At 64.9% G+C, this 25,818-nt stretch carries 25 protein-coding genes; 13 read left to right on the top strand and 12 right to left on the bottom strand.

The features are described 5' to 3' along the window. Positions 1 to 123: 123 nt before the first annotated feature. Both YU3_RS0130010 and YU3_RS0130005 read right to left on the bottom strand, forming a co-directional pair. Positions 124 to 651, bottom strand: coding sequence for an SRPBCC family protein (locus tag YU3_RS0130010; protein WP_027169685.1), 528 nt, complete (start codon positions 649 to 651; stop codon positions 124 to 126). Positions 652 to 666: 15 nt separating this feature from the next. Next, on the bottom strand, positions 667 to 1,077 hold the full coding sequence (locus YU3_RS0130005) for a DoxX family protein (protein ID WP_027169684.1): 411 nt from the start codon (positions 1,075 to 1,077) through the stop codon (positions 667 to 669). A 141-nt stretch (positions 1,078 to 1,218) separates the two neighbouring features. Here YU3_RS0130005 and YU3_RS37755 point away from each other — a divergent pair, with 141 nt between their 5' ends. Continuing rightward, positions 1,219 to 1,671, top strand: coding sequence for an ACT domain-containing protein (locus YU3_RS37755; RefSeq protein ID WP_051334139.1), 453 nt, complete (start codon positions 1,219 to 1,221; stop codon positions 1,669 to 1,671). Positions 1,672 to 1,914: 243 nt separating this feature from the next. On the opposite strand, the gene YU3_RS0129995 is transcribed toward YU3_RS37755, so the two are convergent. Together YU3_RS0129995 and YU3_RS0129985 are read right to left on the bottom strand one after the other, a co-directional pair. Beyond that, on the bottom strand, positions 1,915 to 2,949 hold the full coding sequence (locus YU3_RS0129995) for an aspartate-semialdehyde dehydrogenase (protein ID WP_027169683.1): 1,035 nt from the start codon (positions 2,947 to 2,949) through the stop codon (positions 1,915 to 1,917). A gap of 351 nt (positions 2,950 to 3,300) precedes the next feature. Beyond that, on the bottom strand, positions 3,301 to 4,104 hold the full coding sequence (locus YU3_RS0129985) for a thioredoxin family protein (RefSeq protein WP_027169682.1): 804 nt from the start codon (positions 4,102 to 4,104) through the stop codon (positions 3,301 to 3,303). A 184-nt stretch (positions 4,105 to 4,288) separates the two neighbouring features. Between YU3_RS0129985 and YU3_RS0129980 the strand changes: the two genes are divergently transcribed. Next, positions 4,289 to 4,960 carry a ceramidase domain-containing protein gene (locus YU3_RS0129980; protein WP_027169681.1) on the top strand — a complete coding sequence of 224 codons (672 nt, stop codon included), beginning with the start codon at positions 4,289 to 4,291 and terminating at the stop codon, positions 4,958 to 4,960. A gap of 47 nt (positions 4,961 to 5,007) precedes the next feature. Here the strand turns inward: YU3_RS0129980 and acnA are convergent, their stop codons facing one another. Further along, positions 5,008 to 7,698, bottom strand: coding sequence for an aconitate hydratase AcnA (gene acnA / locus YU3_RS0129975; protein ID WP_027169680.1), 2,691 nt, complete (start codon positions 7,696 to 7,698; stop codon positions 5,008 to 5,010). Positions 7,699 to 7,983: 285 nt separating this feature from the next. Between acnA and ccmA the strand changes: the two genes are divergently transcribed. The 4 genes from ccmA (at position 7,984) to YU3_RS0129955 (ending at position 10,326) form a co-directional block, all read left to right on the top strand. Then, complete coding sequence (gene ccmA / locus YU3_RS0129970; RefSeq protein WP_027169679.1) at positions 7,984 to 8,592, top strand: heme ABC exporter ATP-binding protein CcmA; 609 nt, start codon at positions 7,984 to 7,986, stop codon at positions 8,590 to 8,592. A gap of 190 nt (positions 8,593 to 8,782) precedes the next feature. After that, positions 8,783 to 9,448: a heme exporter protein CcmB gene (ccmB, locus tag YU3_RS0129965; protein WP_027169678.1), complete on the top strand. Its 666-nt coding sequence runs from the start codon at positions 8,783 to 8,785 to the stop codon at positions 9,446 to 9,448. A 129-nt stretch (positions 9,449 to 9,577) separates the two neighbouring features. Then, positions 9,578 to 9,751, top strand: coding sequence for a heme exporter protein CcmD (gene ccmD / locus YU3_RS0129960; protein ID WP_027169677.1), 174 nt, complete (start codon positions 9,578 to 9,580; stop codon positions 9,749 to 9,751). After that, positions 9,748 to 10,326 (top strand): DsbE family thiol:disulfide interchange protein, encoded by a 579-nt coding sequence (locus YU3_RS0129955; RefSeq protein WP_027169676.1) that lies wholly within the window; start codon positions 9,748 to 9,750, stop codon positions 10,324 to 10,326. Before ccmD ends, YU3_RS0129955 begins: the two co-directional genes overlap by 4 nt. A gap of 91 nt (positions 10,327 to 10,417) precedes the next feature. Here the strand turns inward: YU3_RS0129955 and YU3_RS40895 are convergent, their stop codons facing one another. After that, on the bottom strand, positions 10,418 to 10,582 hold the full coding sequence (locus YU3_RS40895) for a hypothetical protein (RefSeq protein ID WP_156913641.1): 165 nt from the start codon (positions 10,580 to 10,582) through the stop codon (positions 10,418 to 10,420). A gap of 296 nt (positions 10,583 to 10,878) precedes the next feature. Between YU3_RS40895 and YU3_RS0129945 the strand changes: the two genes are divergently transcribed. Next, entirely contained in the window at positions 10,879 to 11,799 is a 921-nt protein-coding gene (locus tag YU3_RS0129945; protein ID WP_027169674.1) for an SMP-30/gluconolactonase/LRE family protein, read from the top strand. A 181-nt stretch (positions 11,800 to 11,980) separates the two neighbouring features. After that, positions 11,981 to 12,187: a 4-oxalocrotonate tautomerase family protein gene (locus YU3_RS0129940; protein WP_027169673.1), complete on the top strand. Its 207-nt coding sequence runs from the start codon at positions 11,981 to 11,983 to the stop codon at positions 12,185 to 12,187. A gap of 39 nt (positions 12,188 to 12,226) precedes the next feature. Here the strand turns inward: YU3_RS0129940 and YU3_RS0129935 are convergent, their stop codons facing one another. From YU3_RS0129935 to YU3_RS0129925, 3 genes are all read right to left on the bottom strand, one after another. Then, the gene (locus tag YU3_RS0129935; protein ID WP_027169672.1) at positions 12,227 to 13,393 is read right to left on the bottom strand and encodes an FAD-binding oxidoreductase; all 1,167 of its coding nucleotides are present in this window, start codon (positions 13,391 to 13,393) and stop codon (positions 12,227 to 12,229) included. A gap of 105 nt (positions 13,394 to 13,498) precedes the next feature. After that, on the bottom strand, positions 13,499 to 15,070 hold the full coding sequence (locus tag YU3_RS0129930; protein WP_027169671.1) for a HAMP domain-containing sensor histidine kinase: 1,572 nt from the start codon (positions 15,068 to 15,070) through the stop codon (positions 13,499 to 13,501). Further along, positions 15,058 to 15,756, bottom strand: coding sequence for a response regulator transcription factor (locus tag YU3_RS0129925; RefSeq protein WP_027169670.1), 699 nt, complete (start codon positions 15,754 to 15,756; stop codon positions 15,058 to 15,060). Before YU3_RS0129925 ends, YU3_RS0129930 begins: the two co-directional genes overlap by 13 nt. A gap of 573 nt (positions 15,757 to 16,329) precedes the next feature. Here YU3_RS0129925 and YU3_RS0129920 point away from each other — a divergent pair. Then, positions 16,330 to 17,208 carry a CoA ester lyase gene (locus YU3_RS0129920; protein WP_027169669.1) on the top strand — a complete coding sequence of 293 codons (879 nt, stop codon included), beginning with the start codon at positions 16,330 to 16,332 and terminating at the stop codon, positions 17,206 to 17,208. A gap of 93 nt (positions 17,209 to 17,301) precedes the next feature. Beyond that, positions 17,302 to 17,508, top strand: a complete 207-nt coding sequence (locus YU3_RS0129915; RefSeq protein WP_027169668.1) for a DUF1737 domain-containing protein — start codon at positions 17,302 to 17,304, stop codon at positions 17,506 to 17,508. A 340-nt stretch (positions 17,509 to 17,848) separates the two neighbouring features. On the opposite strand, the gene YU3_RS0129910 is transcribed toward YU3_RS0129915, so the two are convergent. After that, positions 17,849 to 18,286, bottom strand: coding sequence for a metallopeptidase family protein (locus YU3_RS0129910; RefSeq protein ID WP_027169667.1), 438 nt, complete (start codon positions 18,284 to 18,286; stop codon positions 17,849 to 17,851). Positions 18,287 to 18,470: 184 nt separating this feature from the next. On the opposite strand from YU3_RS0129910, the gene YU3_RS41895 reads away from it, so the two are divergent. The 3 genes from YU3_RS41895 to YU3_RS0129895 are packed head-to-tail and all read left to right on the top strand — an operon-like array spanning position 18,471 to position 24,266. Further along, positions 18,471 to 19,499, top strand: coding sequence for a hypothetical protein (locus YU3_RS41895; RefSeq protein WP_027169666.1), 1,029 nt, complete (start codon positions 18,471 to 18,473; stop codon positions 19,497 to 19,499). Continuing rightward, complete coding sequence (locus YU3_RS0129900) at positions 19,441 to 20,931, top strand: DUF6504 family protein (protein ID WP_027169665.1); 1,491 nt, start codon at positions 19,441 to 19,443, stop codon at positions 20,929 to 20,931. The genes YU3_RS41895 and YU3_RS0129900 overlap by 59 nt, the downstream gene beginning before the upstream one ends. Beyond that, complete coding sequence (locus YU3_RS0129895; RefSeq protein WP_027169664.1) at positions 20,928 to 24,266, top strand: error-prone DNA polymerase; 3,339 nt, start codon at positions 20,928 to 20,930, stop codon at positions 24,264 to 24,266. The genes YU3_RS0129900 and YU3_RS0129895 overlap by 4 nt, the downstream gene beginning before the upstream one ends. Positions 24,267 to 24,521: 255 nt before the next feature. Here the strand turns inward: YU3_RS0129895 and YU3_RS0129890 are convergent, their stop codons facing one another. Together YU3_RS0129890 and YU3_RS0129885 are read right to left on the bottom strand one after the other, a co-directional pair. Further along, positions 24,522 to 24,767 carry a Trm112 family protein gene (locus YU3_RS0129890; protein ID WP_027169663.1) on the bottom strand — a complete coding sequence of 82 codons (246 nt, stop codon included), beginning with the start codon at positions 24,765 to 24,767 and terminating at the stop codon, positions 24,522 to 24,524. Between the two features lie 82 nt (positions 24,768 to 24,849). Then, entirely contained in the window at positions 24,850 to 25,521 is a 672-nt protein-coding gene (locus YU3_RS0129885; RefSeq protein ID WP_027169662.1) for an LON peptidase substrate-binding domain-containing protein, read from the bottom strand. Between the last annotated feature and the right edge of the window lie 297 nt (positions 25,522 to 25,818).

Raw genomic sequence — 25,818 nt, 5'->3', positions numbered from 1 at the left:
CGCCGCCATGGTCTAAACTCTCAAACGGCTAATTTGATCCCGAAGAGGATGAAGATTGGCGACTGCCGTGCCGGCGCGGGTCGCGCCGGCACTCCACGATCTCATTGAAACTACTGGCTTTTTCTACCGCTCGGTGCCGCGCTTCAGATTGTCGAGCCCAGCCTCGAAATCCTTGCCGATCAGCGTATCGAAATTCATGAACAACCCCATCAGCTTGGCGATGAAGGGCCTGGCGCCGCGCATTGCCCAGGTCACCGTCGTGCCGTCGCCGGACGGCGAGAGCGAGAAATCGACGCTGTTGTTGGCCCTGAACGGCTTCTCGAAGTCGAGCTTCAGCGACACCAGCGACGATGGCGCCGAATTGGTTATCTCCATGCGGCCCTTGCCGGCCTTGGAATTGCCTTCCCAGGCATAGGCCGCACCCTTGCCGCTCTCGGCGCCGGAAAGCGTGCGCTGCATCTGCGGATCGAGCTTTTCGAAGGGCGACCACTCGGGCCAGCGCCTGAAATCGTTGATCAGCGGGAAGATCGCTTCGGCTGGCGCCTTGATGCTGGCCGAGCGGGTGACGACGAAGTCGTTCGGCCGTGTTGCGGCATAGATCAGCACGGCGGCGACGATGATGACGATGATGACGAGAATGGTGGTGAGCATCTTTGCCTCCGGTGCTTAGCGGCTGAACGGGATCAGCGCGCGCACTCTTGCGTCGCGCAGATAAAGCCCGCCCCACAAGATAACACTGAGATAGACGCCGAACAGCGTGTGCGAGAAGAGCGGATTGCCGATCCGCACATGGGTCGAAATCGCGCCGCCCATATAGGCGGTGAGCAGGATGGCGCCGAGCACCGAGGTTCGCGGCAAGGCATAGAGCGCGGTCGAGATCAGGCCGATGATCCCGATCAGCCGCGCGGTGCCGACATCGGCCGGCCAGCCGAGCTCGGTCATCGTCTGGGTGACGATTTGCAGCGGCGGCAGCTTGATGACGCCGTCGAAGATCATGAACAGGACGACGACGGCGCTGAGCGCGCGCCCGGCCCACAAGGCGCCTTTCGAGGCAGGCTCGGCTTCGGAAATGCTCATGATGTTCCCTCCGGTTGATTAAAGGGCCGGCTTTTGCCAGCTTCGAACCAAGGACGGAGAACCACGCAGCGATCCTACAGGGTCGGGCACGCTTCTTTCAAAGGCGTGGTTCGCAGAATATGCGGAACGGAACGAAGCAACATGACCGGCGAGACCGACCTGCCAAAACTGCTCGCGTCGATGACGCCGCAACTGCTTGCCGGAACCTATGTCTTCGCCACGCTGGCGCCGGATACGCCGGTCCCGGCGAAGCTCGATCCCGTCATGCAGTTTCGCGAGCGGGAAGGCCTGACGCTGATCGTGACGGAAGACGAGGCGAAAGCCGCCGGCCTCGCCGGCACCTTCCGCTGCCGGATGATTACGCTCGACATCCATTCGTCGCTGGAGGCCGTCGGCTTCCTGGCCGCCATCACGGCTCGCCTGGCGGCAGCCGGCATGGGCGTCAATCCGGTCTCGGCCTTCTACCATGACCATCTGTTCGTGCCGGCCGACCGGGCCGAGGAAGCGCTGGCGATACTGCAACGGTTGGCGGCGGACAGCGGGAACTTCCCTTCTCTCCTTGTGGGAGAAGGTGTCGCCGAAGGCGACGGATGAGGGGTGTTCCAGGGAACGCCAACGTCTCACTCCGCTGGAACACCCCTCATCCGTCTCGGCGCTACGCGCCGATCCACCGCCCGGGGGCGAGCCACGGGTCTCGCCCCGTCCTTCGGACCCCACAAGGGGAGAAGGAAGAGCGCTCCCGGCCGAAGGCCGAGCCCGCGACTGCGGGCCGCCGGTCGTCCGGCGCGCCCGCGCAGGGCCAGCCGCGGCAGCGGCGATACGGCCCGTGAGCGAGAACTAAGCCGCCTTCTTCTTTGGCTGGATCAGGCCGCGCTCGACCAGGAGCTCGGCGATCTGCACGGCGTTCAGCGCCGCGCCCTTGCGCAGATTGTCGGAGACGACCCACATCGACAGACCGTTGTCGATGGTCGAATCCTCGCGGATGCGTGAGATGAAGGTGGCGTCCTCGCCGGCCGATTCGAGCGGCGTGATGTAGCCGCCATCCTCGCGCTTATCGAGCACCTGGCAGCCCGGCGCCTCGCGCAGGATGTCGCGCGCCTCGTCGGCGGTGATCGGCTTCTCGAACTCGATGTTGACCGCTTCCGAATGGCCGATGAACACCGGCACGCGCACACAGGTCGCCGTCAGCTTGATCTTGGGATCGAGCATCTTCTTGGTCTCGGCCACCATCTTCCACTCTTCCTTGGTGAAGCCGTCGTCGAGGAAGACGTCGATATGCGGGATGACGTTGAAGGCGATGCGCTTGGTGAACTTCTTGACGTCGACCTGGTCGGCGACGAAGACGGCGCGGGTCTGGGTAAAGAGCTCGTCCATGCCTTCCTTGCCGGCTCCGGACACCGACTGGTAGGTGGCGACGACGACGCGCTTGATGGTGGCGAAATCGTGCAGCGGCTTCAGCGCCACCACCAGCTGCGCCGTCGAGCAATTCGGATTGGCGATGATGTTCTTGCGTGTGAACAGCGAAATCGCGTCCGGGTTCACCTCCGGCACGATCAGCGGCACGTCCTGGTCGTAGCGGAAGGCCGACGAATTATCGATGACCACGCAGCCCTGCTTGCCGATCTTCGGCGACCATTCCTTGGAGACGTTCCCGCCCGCCGACATGATGCAGATGTCGGTGTCGGAAAAATCATACTGGTCGAGCGTCTTGACCTTCAGCGTACGATCGCCGAACGACACTTCGGTGCCCTGGCTGCGCCGCGAGGCCAGTGCCACCACTTCGCTTACCGGAAAGCCGCGCTCTTCCAGTATGTTGAGCATTTCGCGGCCCACATTGCCCGTGGCGCCGACTACCGCAACCTTGAAACTCATCTGATATCTCCTGTCCCTCTCCGTTTGGTTGTTGGAGAAAACCCGCCGGCCTCATGCGGGTTTCGTCCCCCGGGCCGGACCCGGGAGAGGGTGGTTAGGCCAAGGGAATCACACCGTTTTGGTGGTGGTTTTGCCGGTTTTCTTGGCCAAGAATGGGGATTTGCTGGAACGGACGGACGCGTCCAGACGCCCAGCCCAATGCTTTACATCGTGGCTGGGGGCATCGAATGCAAGAAGAGCCATCAAAAGGCCGCGCATCGAAAGACGATCCCGTTCGAAGCGGGCTTTTACGCGGTTTGGTAGAAGAGTCAATTGGCGCACCGCTCTCCCGTCTCCCACAAGGAGGGGAAGCTAAAGCCGATCCGGCTTGCGGATGAAGGCGGCGCCGAGGATCGGCCCGGGCATGCCGTCCTTGCCGACCGACTGCAGCAGCACGGCGCAGCCGCCCTTCTTGGCGATCTCGCTCATCGGCAATTCGTAGCGCTGCGCCTTGCCGTGCCACATGCCGGCGGTCTGGATATCGGAAACGGCGTTCCAGTAGGTCAGGCTGCGGCCGCTGTTCTCGCCCTGGCCGATCTTCACCATGTGCGGCGGATCGAAATAGACGATCACCACATGGGCGTCGGCCGGACCATTGCCGGCGTCGCCCGCATCGATCATGACGCGGTCGCTGGTGCGGCTCACCTTGATGCCGACCCGCATGCCCTCGCCGATCCTGTCCATCCGGGCCAGGGCCCCGTCGACGTCCTTGCGGCTGGCGCCGTTGACATGGCTGCGGCCATTGATGACGGCTTGCGGCGTGTAGACCGAGCGGCTGCCGAAGGCGCGCATGTAATCGTACTGGCGCTCGGTGTTTTCCTTGGTGCTCAGCGTGTCCTGCCAGCCGAGATAGTCCCAGTAATTGACGTGGTAAGCGAGCGCGATGATGTCGTCCTTGCCGGCGAGCTCGGCGAAGAATTCGTCGGCCGGCGGACAGGAACTGCAGCCCTGGCTGGTGAACAGTTCGACCACCCCCAAAGGCTTTTCGCTTTGCGCCGTGTCGGCCTGCGGCTTGTCGGTCACGGCCTTGTCAGGCTCGGCTGCCTGGGCCACGCCGCCCAACGCCGCAAGGGCCAGCGCCAGCGCCGCAAGCCGCAATCGTCCTTGAAATGCCATGACTTTTCCAATTCCCGCCGGTGACGCCGGCCTTGTTCTGATTGCTAAAATATGTGGCAGAAGCGACAGTCAACGGGAAGTCACGTTGCGGTGAAATTTTGCTGTTGCAACCGCAGGTAAGGCCGCAATAGGAGAGGCCATTGCATTTCACGGCGCGGTTCGATTCGGGAGCAGCATCCTCACCATGTGGCAAACTCTCCTGACCCCGGTCGATCTCTATTGCGAACGGACCGGACCTGGACTTTGGGCAGAACCGGCTAATGCTTTGAGCAACCTGGCGTTCATTGCCGCGGGACTGTGGGGCGTCTGGCAGGTGCGGCGCTACAAAACCGGCATCTTCGCCGAAGCGCTGGCCTGGTGGGTGGTGGCGATCGGCATCGGCTCGACCCTGTTCCACACCTTCGCCACCAAAGGCGCGATCTGGACCGACATCCTGCCGATCGCCGGTTTCACGCTTGCCTACACGCTGTTCAACCTGCGCCGTTTCCTCGGCATGGAATGGGGCAAGGCGATCCTCGTTTTCGTCGTCTTCTATATCGCCGCGGGCCTGATCACCTTCGCCGTGCCCGACTGGCTGCGCCAGGCCTCGAACGGCACGACGAACTATCTGCCGCCTTTCCTGGCGCTCGCCTTCTTCGGCGCGTGGGTGGCAGCCACCGGCAACCGGGCCGGATGGTACAATCTGACCGGCTCGGCGATCTTCGTTGTCTCTGTCATCTGCCGCATGATCGACCCGCTGGTCTGCGCCAGCTTCCCGCACGGCACGCATTTCCTCTGGCACGTCTTCAACGGGCTGATGCTCGCCGTGCTGCTGGCGGCGACGGCGCGGTATGGGAAGCCGAAGGTAAGTGAGTGAGTAGTGAGTATTCCTACTCACCACCGACTACTCACCACTCACTATTTCTATGCAGCCAAATCACGCAGCACGTATTGCAAAATGCCGCCGTTCTTGAAGTAGTCGAGCTCGTCCAGCGTATCGATGCGGCAGATGATCGGCACGTTCTTCACCGTGCCGTCGCCATAGGTGACCTTGGCGACCATCTTCTGGCGCGGCTTGATCGCCTCCAGCCCGTCGATCTCGACCAGTTCGTCGCCCTTCAAATTGAGGGAGGCCCATGAGGTGCCGTCCTCGAAGACGAAGGGGATGACGCCCATGCCGACCAGGTTCGAGCGATGGATACGTTCGAAGGACTGGGCGATGACCGCGCGGACCCCAAGCAGGTTGGTTCCCTTGGCCGCCCAGTCGCGCGATGAGCCGTTGCCGTATTCGACGCCGGCGAAGATGACCAGCGGCACGCCTTCCTGCTTGTATTCCATCGCCGCGTCGTAGATCGACATCTCCTCCTTCGAGGGATAGTGGATCGTGTAGCCGCCCTCGCGGCCGTTCTCGCCCAGCATGTGGTTGCGGATGCGGATGTTGGCGAAAGTGCCGCGCATCATCACCTCATGATTGCCGCGACGCGTGCCGTACTGGTTGAAATCGGCCACGCCGACGCCGTGCTCGGTGAGATATTTGCCGGCCGGCGAGGCGGCCTTGATCGAGCCCGCCGGCGAGATGTGGTCGGTGGTGATCTTGTCGCCGAACAGGCCGAGCACGCGCGCGCCCTTGATGTCGCCGATCTTGGCGAAGGAGCGCGCCATGCCGGCGAAATAGGGCGGGTTCTGCACATAGGTCGAGTTGTCGTCCCAGGCATAGGTCTGGCCCTCCGGCGCCTTGACCTTCTGCCAATAGGCGTCGCCCTTGAAGACGTCGGCATATTTGCGGGCGAACAGCTCGCGGGTGACGTTCTTCTCGATGAACTCCTGGATCTCGACCGTGGTCGGCCAGATATCCTTGAGATAGACCGGCTTGCCGTCGCTGCCCTCGCCGAGCGGCTCGGTGGTCAGGTCCCTGGTGACGGTGCCGGCCAGCGCATGCGCCACCACCAGCGGCGGCGAGGCGAGATAGTTCGCCTGCACATCCGGAGAGACGCGGCCTTCGAAGTTGCGGTTGCCGGAGAGAACCGCGGCAGCGATCAGGCCTTTATCGTTGATCGTCTTGGAGATCGGCGCCGGCAGCGGGCCGGAATTGCCGATGCAGGTGGTGCAGCCGAAGCCGACCAAATTGAAACCGATCTGGTCGAGTTCCTTCTGCAGGCCTGACTTCTCGAGATATTCGGCCACCACCTGGCTGCCGGGGGCAAGCGAGGTTTTCACCCACGGCTTCTGCTTGAGGCCGAGCCGGTTGGCGTTGCGGGCCAGCAGGCCGGCGCCGATCAAAACGCTGGGGTTGGAGGTGTTGGTGCAAGACGTGATGGCGGCGATGACGACGTCGCCATGGCCGAGATCGTAGCCGGCGCCTTCGACGGCATAGCGCTTCGAAATCTCGGCGGCCTTCTTGTATTCGGTCTCCATCGCCTTGGCGAAGCCGGCGGGAATGCCTTCCAGCGCGACGCGGCCCTCGGGCCGCTTCGGACCGGCCATCGACGGCACGACATCGCCGAGATCGAGCTCGAGCAGGTCGGTGAAGACCGGATCGGCCGAGCCGGTGTCGCGCCACAGGCCTTGCGCCTTCGAATAGGCTTCGACCAAAGCGATGCGGTTCTCTTCGCGGCCGGACATCGTCAGATAACGGATGGTCTCCGAGTCGACCGGGAAGAAGCCGCAGGTCGCGCCGTATTCCGGCGCCATGTTGCCGATGGTGGCGCGGTCGGCCAGCGTCATGTTGGAGAGGCCGGGGCCGAAGAACTCGACGAACTTGCCGACGACGCCCTTCTTGCGCAGCATCTGGGTGACGGTGAGCACGAGGTCGGTGGCGGTGACGCCTTCCTTGAGCCTGCCGGTCAGGCGGAAGCCGATGACCTCAGGCAGAAGCATGGAGACCGGCTGGCCGAGCATGGCGGCCTCGGCCTCGATGCCGCCGACGCCCCAGCCGAGCACGCCGAGGCCGTTGATCATGGTGGTGTGCGAATCGGTGCCGACGCAGGTGTCGGGATAAGCCGTGGTCTCACCGTCTTCCGAGTTGGTCCAGACCACCTGCCCAAGATATTCGAGATTGACCTGGTGGCAGATGCCGGTGCCGGGCGGCACGACGCGGAAGTTGCGGAAGGCCTGCTGGCCCCATTTCAGGAATTTGTAGCGTTCCTCGTTGCGCTCATATTCCAGCTCGACGTTGCGGGCGAAGGCCAGCGGTGTGCCGAACTCGTCGACGATGACCGAATGGTCGATGACGAGGTCGACCGGCACCAACGGATTGATCTTCTCCGGATCGCCGCCGAGCGCCTTGATGCCGTCGCGCATGGCGGCCAGATCGACAACAGCGGGAACGCCGGTGAAATCCTGCATCAGCACGCGCGCGGGGCGATAGGCGATCTCGACGCCGGCGGTGCCCTTGTCGGTCAGCCAGGCGGCGACCGCCTGGATGCTGTCCTTGGTGACGGAGCGGCCGTCTTCGTTGCGGAGCAGGTTCTCCAGCAGCACCTTCATCGAATAGGGCAGCTGGCCGATGCCGGTGAGGCCGTTCTTCTCGGCCTCGACGAGATCGAAATAGACATAGTCGGCGCCACCCGCGGTCAGGGTGCGGCGGCAATTGAAGCTGTCGAGGGATTTTGACACGTGCGATCCGTCCTTGTCTGTTCAGCCTGAAAGGGAACGGACGCCGATGGCATGCAATCACGCGCAAAGGTGCGGGTACGGCCATTTCCGCTGTCCGCTCCCAAGCAACCCGAGCCGTTCAAGGCGGCGCGTGCGCTGGTTCGGCGCTAATTCTGTTCCCGCGCCGACCGCTGGCACGGATGCACCGCATATAGAGAATTTCCTGGAATAGTTCTAGACAGTCGAAAAGCAAATTTGTGCGATGCGGCGGCGGCCGCGAAACGGTGCTTTCGGGACGGGCAAAGAATGCGGCTGATCGCCGAAAATCTGGGCGGCGAGCGCGGCGGCGAGACGGTTTTCTCCAACATCGGCTTCGCGCTCGAAAAAGGCGAGGCGCTTATCGTCACCGGGCCGAACGGCTCCGGCAAATCGACGCTGCTCAGGATCGTCGCCGGCCTGCTGCCTGCCGCAGGGGGCAAAGTGCTTGTCGAAGGCGGCGGCGAGGCTTTCCCGACGGTTGCTTCGGCCGCGCATTATCTCGGCCATCTCAACGCGATGAAGACGGCGCTCAGCGTCGAGGAGAATCTCGCCTTCTGGCGTGCGTTCCAGGGCGAGCCAGGGTTGGGCGTCGAAGAGGCGCTGGAGACGGTGGCGCTCGGCGGTCTCGGGCACCTGCCCTTCGGCTATCTGTCGACCGGGCAAAGGCGGCGGGCCTCGATCGCCAAGCTCTTGGTCGGCCGGCGGCCGGTCTGGCTGCTCGATGAGCCGACGGCAGGGCTGGACAAGGCGTCGGAGGAGCGGTTCGCGGGATTGATGCGGGGGCATCTGCAGGATGGGGGGATTTTGGTGGCGGCGACGCATCTGCCGCTGGGGTTGGGCGGGGCGAAGGCGTTGAGGATGGGGCAGGTTCTTTGATGTCGGCGCGAGGCACCCCCCTCTGCCCTGCCGGGCATCTCCCCCTCAAGGGGGGAGATCAGCAGTTTAGGCGCCCCGCAGATCTTACGATGAAGGTTGGCGAAGGCCGAGGTGACATCCAATCTCCCCCCTTGAGGGGGAGATGGCCGGCAGGCCAGAGAGGGGGGCCTGGGCGCAGGCATCTCAAGCCATGCTAGCCCTCTTCCTGCGCGATATCCGCCTTTCCATCCGCGCCGGCGGGGATGCATTGACCGGCGTCATCTTCTTCCTCGCCGTCATCGTCACCATCCCGTTCGGCGTCGGACCCGACCTCAACCTTTTGTCGCGCATCGGCCCGGCGATCCTGTGGATCGCGGCTTTGCTTGCCTGCCTGCTCGGCCTCGACCGGCTGTTCCAGGCCGATCGCGAGGACGGCTCGCTCGACCTGCTCGTGCTCGACAACGACCGTCACATGCTGGCGCTGACCGTGCTGGTGAAATGCCTGGCCCACTGGTCCGGCAGCGTGCTGCCGCTGGTGGTCGCCGCACCCCTGCTCGGCCTGTTCATGAACATGGAGCCGCTGGGCATCGGCGCCACGGCGCTGACGCTTCTCATCGGCACGCCGGCCATCACCTTCATCGGCGCCGCCGGCGCGGCGGTCGCGGTGGCTCTGCCGCGCGGCGGGCTGCTGATCTCGGTGCTGGTGCTGCCTTTGACCATTCCGGTGCTGATCTTCGGCGTCTCGGCAAGCTATGGTGCGGTGGCCGACCCGGCGCCGTTCCTGCAGCCCTTCCTCATTCTCGCCGCGCTGACGCTGTTTCTTGCCGTGCTCGGTCCCCTGGCGGCGGCATTGGCGCTGCGGCACGGGACGGATTAGGGCGGCGAAGACGTTTCTTCACTGCGGCACCGCGGCAAATTGCGGGACGCCCGGTGTAAGGGTAAGGGAAGGCATGGTCGGAAGGATTGGCATGACAGGCGTGGAGAGCGCGACCGGGGAGCGGCCGGGATGAGCGCGCACGCCCTGTTCGTCACCGCCGCCTATGCCATCACGGCCTTCGTGCTCATCGGGCTGATCGGCTGGATCCTGCTCGACCAGCGGGCGCGCAAGCGCGAGCTGGCGGCGCTGGAAGCGGCCGGCGTGCGGCGGCGCTCCGACAAGGCCGGGGCGACGAAGCCATGAGCATCGAAACCCAAACGCCGGCGCCCCGTCGCCGTCTCTTCGTACTCTTGCCGCTGCTGATTTTTTTGGGCCTGGCGGGATTGTTTCTCTCGCAGCTCCTGTCCGGCCGCGACACTTCGGAAATCCCCTCGGCCCTGATCGGGCTGCCGGCGCCGCAGACGGCTCTTCCGCCGCTCGAAGGCGTCAACCTGCAGGGGCTCGAGTCAAAAGACTTTGCCGGCAAGGTGACGCTGGTCAACGTGTTCGCGTCATGGTGCGCGCCGTGCCGCGAAGAGCATCCGGTGCTGCTCGGCCTGTCGCAGGACAAGCGCTTCACGCTTGCGGCGCTGAACTACAAGGACCAGCCGGAAAATGCCCGCCGCTTCCTTGGCGATCTCGGCAATCCGTATCAGGCCATCGGCGTCGACCCGGCCGGCCGCGCGGCGATCGACTGGGGCGTCTACGGCGTGCCCGAGACCTTCGTCATCGGCAAGGACGGCAAGATCGCCTACAAGCATGTCGGGCCGCTGACGGCCGACTCCGTGAGGGCTTTGCTGTTGCCGCAGATCGAGAAAGCGCTGGCGGCACCGGGCTGACGCGCCCTCGTCCGGTACGGATCCTTGGGTCTTCGCATCGCTACGCCCAAGGGATAACGAACGTGACAGGCCGCGCCCAGCGGCCGATCACTCAGCCGTAGATCTGCTTGTGGATCTGGTAGAGCATCTCGGAACGGTCGGCGCGCAGATCGGCGAGATCGCGGCTCGACAGGTTCTCGATTTCAGAGACGAGGCGGTTGTAGTGGCGGCGCTTGGCCATGCTGGCGCGGGCGCGGGAGACGAGGTTGTCGAACATGGTGACAGGGTTCCTTCTATGCCGCATTCACGCAGCCGGTTGTTCCTCCCTGACGATTGCCAGCATGACATAGGAATGGTGCAATGCAAAAGAAAGATGTTGCAATGCACCATTGCAACCAGCGCATAGCGGGTTAACCCAAGCCTAACAGGCCCACGCGCCGCCCGCGAAGCCCGCGCCGGCCGGGCTTCACGTAATTCTCATCCGTTTTGTCTTACAAATTGCGGGGAATCCGTCTTGCCAGATCGGTTTCGGGCTGGCTTGATCCGCCCGTCACGTGATGCCGGGAGGAATGCATGGCGGCCGCAGACTATTACGAGATTCTCGATCCGCGCTTCGCGCGCCTGTTCAACGGCAGCGCGCAGGTGGAAAAGCTGTTCACCGGATGCCGGTGGGCGGAAGGGCCGGCATGGTTCGCCGCCGGCCGCTATGTCGTCTGGTCCGACATCCCGAACAACCGCATGATGCGCTACGACGAGACCGACGGCAGCGTCAGCGTGTTCCGTCAGCCGTCCGGCAATTCCAATGGCAACACGGTCGACCGGCAGGGCCGGCTGGTGACCTGCGAGCATTCCGGCCGCCGCGTCAGCCGCACCGAGCATGACGGCTCGGTCACCACCATCGCCGACAAATGGAAAGGCAAGCGGTTCAACTCGCCCAACGACGCGGTGGTGCGCTCCGACGGCTCGATCTGGTTCACCGATCCGAGCTACGGCATCGATACCGACTATGAGGGCGACAAGGCCGAAAGCGAAATCGGCGCCTGCAACGTCTATCGCGTCGATCCGCAGACGGGCGATGTCGAGGCCGTCATCACCGATATGGTGCGGCCAAACGGGCTCGCCTTCTCGCTCGACGAAAGCCTGCTCTATGTCGTCGACACGGGCCGCACGCATGGCGAGAAGAACCCGGCGCATATGCGGGTGTTCACTATCGGCAAGCACGGCAGGAAGGTTTCGGGCGGCAAGGTCTTCGCCGACTGCACCGCCGGCTTGTTCGACGGTTTCAGGCTCGATTCGGACGGGCGCATCTGGACCAGCGCCGCCGACGGCATCCATTGCTACGACCCGGACGGCACGCTGATCGGCAAGGTGAAGGTGCCGGAAGTGACGGCGAACTGCGTGTTCGGCGGCAACAAGCTCAATTGTCTCTACATCGCCGGCACCACCTCGCTCTACATGGTGCGGCTGATGGTCAACGGGGCGAAAACCTATTGAGGCGAGACGGTTTGGAAATTCTACTCCTGCGGCCATCTGCTGGCGTTTTCTGCGCTTCCGGTGCTCACGGACCTAAATGTCCGCTCCGCTCCGGTTCTCGAAACCACCACTATATGACTCGCCGGAACGAATTTCGAAACAGTCTCCCGGCTGCGTAGCCAAATTCCAAGGGGAGGACTTCATGCCATTCGTCAACATCCGCATCGTCAAGGAAGTGATCGCCGCCGATCCGGCCGGCAAGAAGGCTGACATCGCCAAAAAGGTGACCTCGGCCATCATGGAGGCCACCGGGCTCGGCAATGACGATGTCTGGGTGGTGTTCGAGGAGGTCAACGCCCGCGACTGGTATGTCGGCAAGACCGATGTCGAGACACGGCGGAAGGGGTAGCTCCCTACCTTCTCGCCTGTGAGGAAGGGGCGCGCTGCCTCAGATCACATTCAATTCCCGGAACGCCCTTCCCTCGGCCACACGGCTGTACCCGAACGCCGTGCAGTCGACCGTGCGATAGGCGCCATGCACGATGAGCTCGGCGAGCGATTTGCCGACCGCCGGCGCCTGCTGCAGGCCGTGGCCGGAAAAGCCGTTGGCGAAGAGGAAGTTTTCGACCTCCGGATGCGGCCCGATCACCGCATTCTGGTCGAGCGTGTTGTAGTCGTAGTGCCCGACCCAGGCGCGCGTCGGCTTGATCGCCTCGAAGGCCGGGATGCGGGTGGCTAAAACCGGCCACACCACCTCTTCGAACAGCGGCCACTCGACCTCGAAATCCTTCGGATCGGGCGCATGATCGCCTTCTTCCGGCTCGGCGCCGCCGGTGAGATAGACCGAACCTTCCGGCCGTACATAGATGCCGGAGGGATCGACCAGCAGCGGCATGTCGGCATATTTTTCGCGCGCCTCGAAGACGAACACGTTGCGCTTGCGCGGCTCGACCGGCAGCGCCAGCCCGGCAAAAGCCGCCACCTTGCCGGCGTTCGGGCCGGCGGCGTTGACGATAATGCCGGCTTCCAGCGTCTCGCCATTGTCGAGGCTTACACCGGCGACGCGGTTGCCTTTGCGCGCAATGCCGGTGACCGACGCCGTGATGAAATCGATCTTCTTGTCGCGCAGCGCCTTGCGGAACAGCGTCAGCAGCGCATGCGCGTCGAACCAGCCTTCGCCGCTGCGGCCAAAGGCGCCGGCGGAAATGCCTTCGACCGACAGCCACGGGAAGCGGCGCGCCAGCTGCTCGGCGTCCTCGAGCGAGATATCGGCGCCCTCGGCGACCTGCGTCTCGTGATTGGCCTTGAGGATCGGCAGGCCGGCCTCGCCGGCAAGGATGAGATAGCCGCCCTCGCGAAAACCGATATCGGCATCGGTGCCGAAGGTTTCCTTGAGCCGCCGGAACAGTTTCAGCGTGAACTGCGACAGGCGGATGTTTTCAGGGATCGAGAATTGCTGGCGGATCGAGGCCAGGGACAGCGTCGTCGCCGCGTGGGAAAATTGCGGATCGCGCTCGACCAGCGCGATGGAGCCGGAAAATCCCTCCTCGCGCAGGTAATAGGCGACCGAGGACCCGACGATGGCTCCTCCGATGATGACGATGTCGTAGCGCATTTTTTCTCCGATCCAGGGCAATTCCAGGAAAAGTATTCAACGGTTGCGCTCGACGACTTCGTCGTAGCGATCCGTCCGGAATTGCGTAGAAAGCCGCCCGCGTCTTCACGCAACCGGCAAATCGATCTCGAAGCGCGTGCCGCGTCCGGAGTCAACCAGCCTGATCGTGCCATCATGCGCTTTCAGGAGGGCCAGCACGATGCCGAGCCCCATGCCGGTGCCGCCGGTTTCGCGCCGCGTGGTGAAGAACGGCTCGAAGATCTTGGCGCGGTTGGCGGCCGAGATGCCGTCGCCGTCGTCGCCGACATGGACCGACACGCGCTCGCCAGCGGCTGAAGCATCGATCGCCACCTGTCGAGCGCCGTGCCGTGCCGAATTGTCGATGAGATTGGCGAGCACGATGCCGAGATTCTCAGCCGAGATGCCAAGCCTGATTTCGCCGCCGCCCTCGATCCGAGCCTCCAATCTTGCGTCGACCGGCAGCAGCGCCAGCGCCGCGTCGAGCGTCGTGTTTTCACCGCTCGGCGCCAGGTTTTCGGCGCGCGCTAGGTCGAGTAGCCGGCGCACCAGGAGATTGAGCCGCCCGGCGTCGGTGACGATGTTGTTGGAAAAGCGCCGGCGCTCGGCCTCGTCCATCGCGCCGCCGGAATCGCGAAGCAGCTCGGCCGCACCCTGGATCGCCGTCAGCGGCGATTTCAGTTCATGCGAGACATGGGTGGCGAAGGTCTGGATGCTGTCGGAGCGCGCCTGCAGTTTTTGCGCCATGTCGAGGAAGGCGGCCGACAGCGCCGCCATCTCGCGCGTGCCGTGATGGTCGAGTGGCCGGATCGCCTCGCGATCGCCCGCGGCGATGCGTTTTGTCCGGTCGATCAGCGCATAGATCGGCCGGCTGACGGTGCGGATGAACACCAGCGCGACCAACAGCGTGCCGCCGAGGATGGCGATCGCCGCCAGGGTCACCTTGCCGCGCTCGCCATAGAGATGCTTGACGATGTTGTTGGGCGTTCTGGATAGATAGACGACGCCCGCGACCCGGCCGTCGACCTCGACCGGCAGGGCGACGAAGACGCGCACCTTGGTGCCGCGGCTCACCGAATAAAGCGGCGGCGTCGGCTGGTCGGGGATGCGCAATCTGAGCTCGCTGGCATAAGTGCCGGAAAGTGCGGCCCGCACCTCCTCGACCTCGCCGAGCGACAGGCCGACCTCGTCGCCGCCGGCAATCACCACGCCGTGCGGATCGAGCAGGCGGAAGCCGGCAAGCGTGGTCTTCTGCGTCTCGTCCAGAATGCCGTCGAGCCGCGCGCCTATTGCCGCGAAGGCGGGATCGGCCGTGGCCGGAACCGCCGCTGGCCGCGTCGGCATGACGTCATCGGAGGCGAGGTCGAGGCGCGGTTCGATCGGTTCATAGGGATAGTTGTTGTCCCTCGCCGGATCGGCCGAGATCGGCGAGCCCAGTCTGTCCTGGGGAATGCCGGCGGCGCGCACCTCTTGGGCATAGGCGGCGGCGACGACCGCGCCTTGCGCGATCAGCTCGCCCTCGGTCTGGCGGATCAGCTGGTTCTCATAGAGCCGGAAGAAGAACAGCCCGACCAGCGGCAGCGCCATGACCACGATCAGGATGGCGATGACGACGGTGGCGAGCCGCGGCCGCCACCTTTCCTTGCTCAACCACCGCATCGGCCGAGCCGGAAGCCGACGCCATGCACAGTCGCGATCGCATCGGCGCAGCCGACCGCCGCCAGCTTGGCCCGCACGTTGCGGATGTGGCTGTCGACCGTGCGTTCCGAGACGTGGATGTTCGAGGCATAGGCATTGGCCATCACCGCGTCGCGGCCAAGCACATGAAGCGGGCGGGCGAGAAAGCCTTTCAGGATGGCGAACTCGATCGCCGTCAGGGTGAGCGGCTTGCCGTCGAAACGCGCTTCATGGCTGGCCGGGGCAAGCATCAGCTTGCCATGCGCGAACTCCCGGTCGTCCGCTTCCGGCTCCACCGCCGCCGGACGCGCTCGCCGCAGGATGACGTTGACGCGGGCGACCAGCTCGCGCGGGCTGAACGGCTTGGTCACATAGTCGTCGCCGCCCATCTCCAGCCCGAGGATACGGTCGATTTCTTCATCCCGCGCGGACAGGAACAGCACCGGCACGTCGGATTTTTGCCGCAGCCGCCGGCAGACCTCCAGCCCGTCCATCTCCGGCATGCCGATGTCGAGCACGATGAGGTCGGGCGCGCGGCGCTCGATCGCCTTGAGCGCCGCCGCGCCGTCGGCCACGGCTGCCGTCTTCATGCCGGCCTTCTCCAGAGCGAAGCAGATGATCTCGCGGATATGCGGATCGTCGTCGGCGACCAGGATGTTGTGCGGCATGGAATCAGCGGCCCGGTTGGGTGACGGCAGGATTAGAGCAATTCGAGGAAAAGTGTGAAACGGTTTCGCTCCGAAATTGCGTCAAAACAAAGAGGTGGAATGGTTCTGCGCCTTCGTGAAACGATAAACCGCTTGAGCAGGCACGGCGCGCCTGTCGAGAGCGCGGCAAGATTGCGGAGCGCCTCATGGCCGGATCGTCCTCGGTCCGGCAATCCGGACCGCCTGCCGCGATCTCGGAACGAAGGGCAGGATGCTGCCTGTGGGACGCAGCCTCTGCGGCTCGACAAGCCACCAGCCATCGTCGAGGAGGCGCGGAGGCAGGGACCAGCGGGACTTGCGATGTGTCTGCATACTGCCTGTTTCATCGGCCGGCGCGGAAAGCGCGCGGCGGAATCCCGGAGCTTTTCAGCACAACCTTGCAGTTTTTGTGCAGGGATCCTGTCGCAGGCTAGGCAACCCTACCTCTGGAGCGACAATCGCATACGGCGGCGCGGCCGTATGCGATTGCAGCACGACGTCGCCTCATCGTGCCTTACGCTTGCCTCATCCATCTCCACCCGGCATAGATCGCCTATGGCCATCGACACCTATCGCCCGCGCCGCTCGGTGCTTTACATTCCCGCCTCCAACGACAAGGCGCTTGCCAAGATCGCCTCGCTTGCCTGCGACGCCGTCATCATCGATCTCGAGGACGCCGTCCCGCCCGCCGACAAGGCGGCGGCGCGCGACAAGATTGCCGGCATCCTGGCCGGTCCTGAACGGCGCTGCGAGATGGTGGTGCGCATCAACCCTTTAGCCAGCGAGTGGGGTAGCGACGACCTGCTGGCCGTGGCCAAGGCCGGGCCTGACGGCATTCTCCTGCCCAAGATCGGCACGCCGCGCGACATCCTCGAGGCCGGCGACCTGCTCGACGACAATTTCGCGCCGGACAGCGTGAAACTATGGGCGATGGTTGAGACGCCCAAGGCGCTGCTCAACATCGGCGCCATCGCCGAGCTCGGCCGCGACCCTGCTTCGCGCCTGGCTTGTTTCGTAGCCGGAACGAATGATCTGGTGAAGGCGACCGGCATCCTCGCCACGCCCGACCGGCGCTATCTGATGCCCTGGCTGATGCAGCTGGTGCTTGCCGCCCGCGCCGGCGGCCTCGACGTCATCGACGGCGTCGCCAATGATTTTCGCGACCTTGACGGCTTTGCCCGCGAATGCGCCGAAGGGGCGGCCATGGGCTTTGACGGCAAGTCGGTGATCCACCCCGCTCAGATCGAGCCGGCGAACCGCGCCTTTTCGCCGTCGCCCGAGAGGCTGGCCGCGGCCCGCGCGATCAGGGATGCGTTCGCGCGGCCCGAGAATGCTGGCAAGGCCGTGATTGCGCTGGACGGCCGCATGGTCGAGCGGCTGCATCTGGCCGAGGCGGAGAAACTTCTGGCGAAGGCCGCAATCATCGGCGCATGATGCGCCGGGGCTGATGCATGTCGCCCAAAAGTGCGCATCGGCTTTGGGAAAACGACATGCATAGACAGAGACAATCACGATCAGGGACGAAGAATGAAACTCTACCGCTTTCTGTCCGGTCCGGACGACGCCACCTTCTGCCACAAGGTGACGGCGGCGCTGAACAAGGGCTGGCACCTGTTCGGCTCGCCGACCTATAGCTATGACAAGACGACCAAGTCGATGCGCTGCGGCCAGGCCGTGGTGAAGGACGTCGAAGGCCAGGAATACACCCCGGATACCAAGCTGAGCGACTGGTAGGGCTCAATCCTAGGGCGGAGCAGGAGCGGAGACCTTAGGTGTTAAGAAAGCACTGTGGCGCCGCGTTCCTTCACACCCCCCTCTGGCCTGCCGGCCATCTCCCCCGCAAGGGGGGAGATTGGCAGCTTCGGCGCCTCGCTCAATCCTGTTGCGTAGGAGATTGGCGAAAGCGACCGAGCGCATGATCTCCCCCCTTGCGGGGGAGATGTCCGGCAGGACAGAGGGGGGTGCTGTCCCGCCAGCGTTTCGGATTCTGCACTGCAGCAGCGCTCTGAAATCACAGGATTCAGGGGGGCGCGTCGCTTCGCTCCTTGCTCCGCCCTAGGATGACGAGGTGACGCTAGCCCGCCGCCGCCTGCTCGGCGGCTTCCTCGATCCGCTCCATGTCGTCGTCAGACAGGCCGAAATGGTGGCCGATCTCGTGGATCAGCACATGGGTGACGATGTCGCCCATCGTCTCTTCGTTCTCGGCCCAATAGTCGAGTATGGCGCGGCGATAGAGCGTGACGCGGTTGGGGCCTTCGCCGGTCTGCGGGTTCCAGCGCTCGGCGATGCCGCGGCCCTCGAAAAGGCCGAGCAGGTCGAAGGGCGTCTCCAGCGACAGGTCGTCCATGATCTCGTCGGTCGGGAAATCGGCGATCTGGATGATGATCTCGCCGGTGAGCTTGCGGAACTCGTCCGGCAGATGGGCATAGGTCTCCAACGCCAGAAGCTCTATCTCGTCGATCGACGGCGAGAGTTGGTCGTGCCAGGTGCGTGTCTTGTAGATACGAGCCATGAAGTGTCCTTTGATCCCGGCATATAGGCTTTCGCGCCGATCGAGGCAAATGAGCCGGTTGGCCGCCCACTTTCAGGGTAAAAGCCGAAGGAATAAATTCCTTGTGACTCTGCTTGACTCTTCCGGGCGCCTCTGGAATCTATAGGGAACATAACAGGAACAATTGCTGCCGGAAGTGAACGTCATGGCGATGAACGCCGTGGCGCGGGATACTGTTTTTGCCCTGCGCCGCCAGATCGCGAAAATCGAGGGAACGCTGCCCGAGCGCCTGGAAGCGCCGGCGCGCGGCGCGCCTGGAGCAATTCCAGGAAAAGTGCAAAGCGGTGCTGCCGGACCGGGTATGGCGCCGGACATCACGATTGTCCGGCGCGGTCTCGCTGTGGCCTCGGCGGACGCCTTCCTGCACACCGGCATCGAACGCCTCGACGCAGCACTTGGCGGCGGCCTGCCCAAGGCGGCGCTCAGCGAGATCCATGGCCTGGAGACCCGCGATGCCGGTGCCGTCGCCGGCTTCGCGCTGTCGCTCGTAAGCCTGATCCTCAAGGAGAAGCGGGGCCTGCCGATCCTTTGGGTCGGGACGGCGGAAATTTTTCACGAGGCCGGCCTTCCCTATGCCAGGGGCCTTCACGCCCTGTTCGGCATCGAGCCCGAGCAATTGCTGTTTTCCGAGGCGCCGAAGCTGCTCGACGCGCTGTGGATCGCCGAGGAGGCCGCCCGCATGACGGCCTTCGCCGCCGTCATCCTCGAAATCCGCGGCAGCCCGCAGCGGCTCGACCTCACCGCCACGCGCCGCCTGCACGCCCGCGCCCAAAATGCCGGCCGTCCGGTGCTGTTGCTGCGCCAGGCCGGCGCGGCCGATCCCACCGCCGCGCCCCTGCGCCTCATCGTTTCGGCCGCACCCGCGGCAAGCCGCGAAACGGTTGCCGGCCCGCTCGCCGGCTCGATCGGCCGCCCCGCCTTCACCGTCGATATCGGCAAGAGCCGCACGGCCCTGCCCGGACAATTCACACTGGAGTGGAACCCAAATGAGCACGCTTTTGCAGAAAGAACAGAGGTACCTGTCGCTGTGGTTCCCGCATCTGGCCGCGGAGCGGATCCTGCGCCAGCGTCTGGGGCGGTCCTGGCGTTCCCGGCCCTCGCAGCACCTGCCGCTGGTGATCAGCCACCGCGACAGCAACACCCAGCGCATCGCAGCCCTCGACGAGCGGGCTGAGGCGCTCAAATTGAAGCGCGGCATGGGCATTGCCGATGCGCGCGCCATGCATCCCTCGATCGACGTGGTGGAGGCCGACGCCGAAGCCGACCGCCGCCTGCTCGAAGGCCTCGCCGACTGGTGCGACCGCTACACGCCGCTGGTGGCGATCGACGCCGAGGACGGGCTGTTCCTCGACATCACCGGCTGCGCGCATCTGTTCGGCGGCGAGCGCGCCATGCAGGACGAGATCCTCACCCGCTTCTTCCAGCAGGGTTTCGATGTCCGCGCCGGCCTCGCCTCGACGCCGGGCGCCGCCTGGGCGGCGGCGCGCTTCCATGGCGACCGCATAATTGCCGGCGGCGAGGAAGAGGCGCTTCTGGCGCCGCTGCCGCTGTCGGCGCTGCGCATCGCGCCGGAGACCCGCGCCAGCCTGGAGAGTGTCGGCCTGCGCACCGCCGGCGCGGTGATGGCCGCGCCGCGCGCGCCGCTCGCCCGCCGCTTCGGCGCCACCTTGCTTTTGCGCCTCGACCAGGCGCTCGGCCGCCTCGACGAGGCCGTGTCGCCGCGCCTTCCCGTGGCGCCGCTCTCGGTCGAGCGCCACCTTGCCGAACCGGTCATGCTCACCGACGATATCGAGCGGCTGGTGAGCCGGCTTGCCGTCGCCTTGAAGACCGACCTCGAACGCCGCGGCGAAGGCGCAAGGACGCTGGCGCTGCTTCTCTTCCGCGTCGATGGCGCCGTTAGCCGCATCGCCGTCGGCACCTCGCGCCCGATGCGCGAGCCGCGGCTGATCCAGAAACTGTTCCACGAGCGGCTCACCGCATTGGAGCAGAACATCGATGCCGGCTTCGGTTTCGACCTTGTGCGGCTGTCCGTGCTGTCGGTCGCCGCCTTCGACATGGCTCAGGGCGACCTGACCGGCGAGACGGAGGATGATGACGCCGACATCGCGCTCTTTGCCGATCGTGTCCGCGCCCGCCTTGGCGAGGCCGCCGTGCTGAAGCCGGTCGTCGTCGAAAGCCATCTGCCGGAACGCGCCGTCAAAAGCGTGCCTTTCGCGGAAGCCCCGCAACGGCGCGCGCCGGCGACCGATCGTACAGCGCCACCCCGAACAGCGCCGCCGATGACCATCTACCCGCCGGAGCGGCCGGTGCGGCTGTTCCGCTCGCCCGAGCCGATCGAGGTGCCGGCGACCGAGATCCCCGAAGGCCCGCCGATGAATTTCCGCTGGCGGCGCGCGCTTTACCGCGTCGCCCGCGCCGAGGGACCGGAGCGCATCGCCGCCGAATGGTGGCGGCAACCGCCCGGCGAGGAGGAGGCGCCGACCCACGACTATTACCGCATCGAGGACAGCGAGGGGCGCCGCTACTGGCTCTACCGCCAGGGTCTCTACAGCACCGCTCCGCAAGCCGCGCCGCCGCGCTGGTTCATGCATGGGGTGTTCGCATGAATGCGCTGACCGTCATCCCCTATGCCGAGTTCGGCATCCGGTCGAACTTCTCCTTCCTGCGCGGCGCCTCCAAGCCCGAGGAGCTGGTGGTCACGGCGAAATTCTACGGCTTTGCCTCGATCGGGCTTGCCGACCGCAACAGCGTGGCCGGCGTCGTGCGCGCCTGGCAGCAGGCCAAGGTGGAAAAACTTGCCTATCATCCCGGTTGTCGCCTGGTTTTTGGCGACGGCACGCCGGACATCCTCGCTTATCCCCGCGACCGCCAGGGCTGGGGACATCTCTGCCGCATGCTGACGCAAGCCAATCTGCGGGACGAGAACGAGAAGGGCGCGACACTGCTCGAGCTCGACGACCTGCTCGAATGGGGCGATCTGATGTCACTGGCGGTGCTGCCCGATCTGTCCGGTGGCGCGGACGACAATCTGGCGCTCATTAGCCGGCTTAAGGATCGTTTCGGCTCGACGATCAGGCTGGCCGTGGCGCCGGATTATGCCGGCAACGACCGTTTCCGCATCGAGCAGGCCGCGGCGATGGCCGAGCACGCGAGGGTCCCGCTGATGGCGACCAACGACGTGCTCTATCATGCCGCCGACCGCCGCCCGCTGCAGGACGTGCTCACCGCGATCCGCCTCAACACGCCGGTTTCCGAGGCCGGGCTGGAGCTGACGGCCAATGCCGAGCGCCATCTGAAGCCGCCGCTGGAGATGGCGCGTCTTTTCCGCCGGCATCCGGAGGCGCTGGCGGAGACGCTGCGCTTCGCCGACGAGCTCACCTTTTCGCTCAGCGACCTCGAATACAATTATCCGGACGAGCCGACCGAATCCGGCCTCGGCCCGCAGGCCGAGCTCGAACGCCTGGCGCGCGAAGGCGCGGCCGTGCGCTATCCGGCCGGTATTCCCGACCACGTCACGCAGCGGATCGGCAGCGAGCTCGCCTTGATCGAGCGCCTGAACTATGCCCGCTATTTCCTGACCGTCCACGACATCGTCAAATTCGCCCGCAGCAAGGGCATCCTTTGCCAGGGCCGCGGTTCAGCCGCCAATTCGGTCATCTGCTTCTGTATCGGCATCACCGAGATCGGCCCCGACCGGATCGACACTTTGTTCGAGCGCTTCATCTCGGAGGAACGCAACGAGCCGCCCGACATCGACGTCGATTTCGAGCATGAGCGGCGCGACGAGGTCATCGCCTATATTTATGAAAAATACAGCGCCAAGCGCACCGCTTTAGCCGCCGCCGTGATCAGCTATCGCGGCCGCTCGGCGCTGCGCGAGGTGGCCAAGGCCATGGGCCTCTCAGAGGACGTGCGCAGCGCGCTGTCGAGCACCATCTGGGGCTGGTCGACTTCCGAGCTCGGCGACCGGGAAGCCAATGCCGGCGGCCTCGACCGCACCGATCCGCTGTCGCGGCAGGTGCTGGAGCGGGCCAACGAGATCATGGGCTTTCCCCGCCACCTTTCCCAGCATGTCGGCGGCTTCGTCATCACCCGCGACCGGCTCGACGAGGTCGTGCCCATCGTCAAGACGGCGATGGAAGAACGCAAGATGGTCGAATGGGACAAGGACGATCTCGACGCGGTGAAGATCCTCAAGGTGGACGTGCTGGCACTCGGCATGCTGACCTGCCTGAAGCGCGCCTTCACCTTGCTCACCGATCATTATCCGCGGGCGCGGGATCCGTTTGGACGACCTTACGTGCTCGCCAGCCTCCCGGAAGAGGACCGTCGCGTTTACGCCATGATCCAGCGAGCCGACACGCTCGGCGTCTTCCAGATCGAGTCGCGCGCGCAGATGTCGATGCTGCCGCGTCTCAAGCCGAAGAATTTCTACGACCTCGTCATCGAGGTCGCGATCGTGCGGCCCGGCCCGATCCAGGGCGACATGGTTCATCCCTATCTGCGTAGACGGCAGGGCAAGGAAAAGGCCGAATACCCCAAGCCCGAGTTGGAAGAGATTCTCGGCAAGACGCTTGGCGTGCCCTTGTTCCAGGAACAGGCAATGAAGATCGCCATCGTCGCCGGCGGCTTCAAGCCTGGTGAGGCGGACGAGTTGCGCCGCGCCATGGCGACCTTCAAACGCACCGGCACGATTGGAAACTATGAGACGCGAATGGTCGAGGGGATGGTCAAGAAGGGCTATCCCAGAGAGTTCGCCGAGCGCTGCTTCAAGCAGATCGAGGGTTTTGGCGAATATGGCTTTCCCGAAAGCCACGCCGCCTCCTTCGCGCTGCTGGTCTACGCCTCCTGCTGGTTCAAGACCTTCTATCCCGACGTCTTCTGCGCCGCGATCCTGAACGCGCAGCCGATGGGCTTCTACCAGCCGGCGCAGCTCGTGCGCGACGCGCGCGACCATGGCGTCGAGCTGCGCGAGGTCGACATCAACCACTCCGTCTGGGACTGCACGCTGGAAGGGTCGGCCTTCGATCCGTCCCGCATCCTCGAGCGCCATGCCTCGATGCGCGGCGTCATCGAAACGGCGCATGCCGTGCGGCTCGGCTTCCGCCAGGTCAAGGGCCTGTCCGAAGAACGCATGGAAGCCGTCGTCGCCCGGCGCGGCGACGGCTATCGGTCGGTCCGGGATGTCTGGCTGCGGTCGGGCCTCAATGTCGGCGAGATCGAAAGACTGGCTGAGGCCGACGCCTTCCGCTCGATCGGCCTCGACCGCCGCTCAGCGCTCTGGGAAGTGCGCGCGCTCGACGGCAAGAGCGCCGCCGAAAAGCTGCCGCTGTTCGACCGGCCGTCATTGGGTGGCCTGCGCGAGCTGGAGCCGGAAACGAAACTGCCGAAGATGCCGCTCGGCGAGCATGTCGTGCATGACTACCGCTCGCTCGGCCTGTCGCTGAAGGAGCATCCCGTCGCCTTCCTGCGCGAGCGCCTCGACCTCGCCGGCATCACCCCCAATGCCCGCCTGCCGTCGGTGCGCGACGGCCGCCGCGTCTCCGTCGCCGGCCTCGTGCTGGTGCGCCAGCGTCCGGGCAAGGGCAATGCGATCTTCCTCACCCTGGAGGACGAAAAGTCGATCGCCAACGTCATCATCTGGCCGCGGGTCTTCGACCGCTTCCGCTCCATCGTCATGGGCGCCCGCTTCATCCGCGTCACCGGCAAGCTGCAGCATGAATCGGACGTCATCCACATCGTCGCCGACCGGATCGAGGACCTGACGTCATGGCTGAGCGTGCTGCTGGAGTCCGCCAATCCGCCGGTCATCGAGCATCAGCCGGATGGCGATGCCAACCGGACCGCCCCGGCGAACCGCGGCCTGCCGGTCTGCCAGGACAGCGAGGCGCTGTCGGGCACCGCGCAACAGGTCATGCCCAGGGGGCGCAATTTTCAGTAGGGCGATACGCCGCCATGCAGAAACTTCGACGTCGGCGGGACAGCGCCCCCCTCTGTCCTGCCGGACATCTCCCCCTCTAGTGGGGAGATCGGTAGCTTCAGTCGCGGCGCCATTCCTGCAATGGTGGAAAATTGGCGAAAGCCGGGGTGACGTCTGATCTCCCCCCTAGAGGGGGAGATGGCCGGCAGGCCAGAGGGGGGGCGCGAAGGATCGCCAGCATACGGGTCTTTTCTACGTCGCTGCGACGCTTCCCGCCTACGAAGGCCCGCTCAGCCGCGGCGGCGGGGTCAGCATGTCTTCGGCCGAGATGGTGCGCGCCTCCGAAGGCAGCATGATCGGGATGCCGTCGCGCACCGGATAGGCAAGCTTGGCCACGCGCGAAACCAGCTCGCCGCGCTCGGGGTCCCAGGTCAGCGGCCCCTTGGTCAGCGGGCAGGCCAGCAATTCCAGAAGCTTCGGGTCGACCTCGGCCTTGCGCCCGTCACGTCCATCCGCTGCCATGGCACTTTCCATCGTCCAATCGCCCGGCCCTAAAGTGTGTTGAGATTCAGGTCAGGCCGGCTTTACCTGAATATCGATACACTTACTGCAGGCTTGACCCAAACTCGTCATCCTCGCGCGCCAGCGTCATTTCGGTGATGGCGATCAGCGTTTCGGCGCGCGTCTTCAGGTCCGGCGCTTCCAGCAGCGCCTGCTTCTCGGCCGGTCCGTAAGGCGCCATCATCGACAGCGCGTTGACCAGCATGCCGTTTTCGGCGCGGCTGACGCTCTCCCAGTCGGCCTCGAGGTCGTTGGCCTGCAGATAGGAGCGAAAAGCCTTGAGCAGCGCTGGCCGGTCGACCTCGGCGCCGGCCGGGTCTTCCTCGAGGTCGGCCAGAAACGGCGCGATCCGGCAGTGCCGGAACGGCGCTTTGGCCGTGAGCTCCTGCGTTATGCGAAACCGGCAAACACCCTGCAGCGAGATCAGATAGCGCCCGTCGCCCGTCTCGGCGAGCGAGATGATGCGCCCGGCGCAGCCGACGCTGCACAGCTCCGGCTCGCCGTCATCGCGCAATGCGCCGTCGAGGCTGGGCTGGATCATGCCGATCAGCCGCGAGCCCGCCATTGCCTGGTCGATCATCTGCAGGTAGCGCGGCTCGAAAACGTTGAGCGGCATGCGGCCGCCCGGCAGAAGCAGCGCTCCGGCGAGCGGGAACACCGGGATCGCCGACGGCAGATCCTTGGCAAGCCGGTAGAGTGCGTTACCGACGCGCACCGCAACCCTCCCAAAGCAACGCCGGTAAGCGCATCAACCCGCAATCTCCTCTCGCACCGGCAACCCGTCTCCGATCGGCGACGGACCGCCAGTCTGCCCCTTATCTGGCGCTGACGCTCCGTTGCTCAAGCCTGCCGGCCACGACAGCCGGCAAAAAACTTCAGGACAATTCCAGGAAAACTGCGTCGCGGCTTTCCGTCCGGAATTGCGCAAGAACAAACTTAGAGCGGTTCGCGCTTCTGTGAAACGCCTAGAGCCGGATGATTTCAGGTCTGTTCGACCTGAAATCTGAATCCG

This window comes from Mesorhizobium sp. WSM3224, assembly GCF_000427725.1.
Classification (GTDB): Bacteria; Pseudomonadota; Alphaproteobacteria; order Rhizobiales; family Rhizobiaceae; genus Mesorhizobium.
The sequence above is the reverse complement of the archived record's forward strand: the minus strand, read 5'-3'. Positions and strand labels throughout refer to the sequence as shown.

Excerpts from the sequence above, each read along its gene's own strand:
- YU3_RS0129945 (WP_027169674.1), top strand. The coding sequence starts at position 10,879 with ATGGCGGCCGCAGACTATTACGAGATTCTCGATCCGCGCTTCGCGCGC.
- ccmB (WP_027169678.1), top strand. The coding sequence starts at position 8,783 with ATGCTAGCCCTCTTCCTGCGCGATATCCGCCTTTCCATCCGCGCCGGC.
- YU3_RS0130005 (WP_027169684.1), bottom strand. The coding sequence starts at position 1,077 with ATGAGCATTTCCGAAGCCGAGCCTGCCTCGAAAGGCGCCTTGTGGGCC.
- YU3_RS0129890 (WP_027169663.1), bottom strand. The coding sequence starts at position 24,767 with ATGGCAGCGGATGGACGTGACGGGCGCAAGGCCGAGGTCGACCCGAAG.
- YU3_RS40895 (WP_156913641.1), bottom strand. The coding sequence starts at position 10,582 with ATGTTCGACAACCTCGTCTCCCGCGCCCGCGCCAGCATGGCCAAGCGC.
- ccmA (WP_027169679.1), top strand. The coding sequence starts at position 7,984 with ATGCGGCTGATCGCCGAAAATCTGGGCGGCGAGCGCGGCGGCGAGACG.
- ccmD (WP_027169677.1), top strand. The coding sequence starts at position 9,578 with ATGAGCGCGCACGCCCTGTTCGTCACCGCCGCCTATGCCATCACGGCC.
- YU3_RS0129915 (WP_027169668.1), top strand. The coding sequence starts at position 17,302 with ATGAAACTCTACCGCTTTCTGTCCGGTCCGGACGACGCCACCTTCTGC.
- YU3_RS0129935 (WP_027169672.1), bottom strand. The coding sequence starts at position 13,393 with ATGCGCTACGACATCGTCATCATCGGAGGAGCCATCGTCGGGTCCTCG.
- YU3_RS0129910 (WP_027169667.1), bottom strand. The coding sequence starts at position 18,286 with ATGGCTCGTATCTACAAGACACGCACCTGGCACGACCAACTCTCGCCG.
- YU3_RS0130010 (WP_027169685.1), bottom strand. The coding sequence starts at position 651 with ATGCTCACCACCATTCTCGTCATCATCGTCATCATCGTCGCCGCCGTG.
- YU3_RS0129920 (WP_027169669.1), top strand. The coding sequence starts at position 16,330 with ATGGCCATCGACACCTATCGCCCGCGCCGCTCGGTGCTTTACATTCCC.
- YU3_RS0129930 (WP_027169671.1), bottom strand. The coding sequence starts at position 15,070 with ATGCGGTGGTTGAGCAAGGAAAGGTGGCGGCCGCGGCTCGCCACCGTC.
- YU3_RS0129980 (WP_027169681.1), top strand. The coding sequence starts at position 4,289 with ATGTGGCAAACTCTCCTGACCCCGGTCGATCTCTATTGCGAACGGACC.
- YU3_RS41895 (WP_027169666.1), top strand. The coding sequence starts at position 18,471 with ATGGCGATGAACGCCGTGGCGCGGGATACTGTTTTTGCCCTGCGCCGC.
- YU3_RS0129940 (WP_027169673.1), top strand. The coding sequence starts at position 11,981 with ATGCCATTCGTCAACATCCGCATCGTCAAGGAAGTGATCGCCGCCGAT.
- YU3_RS0129955 (WP_027169676.1), top strand. The coding sequence starts at position 9,748 with ATGAGCATCGAAACCCAAACGCCGGCGCCCCGTCGCCGTCTCTTCGTA.
- YU3_RS0129985 (WP_027169682.1), bottom strand. The coding sequence starts at position 4,104 with ATGGCATTTCAAGGACGATTGCGGCTTGCGGCGCTGGCGCTGGCCCTT.
- YU3_RS0129995 (WP_027169683.1), bottom strand. The coding sequence starts at position 2,949 with ATGAGTTTCAAGGTTGCGGTAGTCGGCGCCACGGGCAATGTGGGCCGC.
- YU3_RS37755 (WP_051334139.1), top strand. The coding sequence starts at position 1,219 with ATGACCGGCGAGACCGACCTGCCAAAACTGCTCGCGTCGATGACGCCG.
- YU3_RS0129895 (WP_027169664.1), top strand. The coding sequence starts at position 20,928 with ATGAATGCGCTGACCGTCATCCCCTATGCCGAGTTCGGCATCCGGTCG.
- YU3_RS0129925 (WP_027169670.1), bottom strand. The coding sequence starts at position 15,756 with ATGCCGCACAACATCCTGGTCGCCGACGACGATCCGCATATCCGCGAG.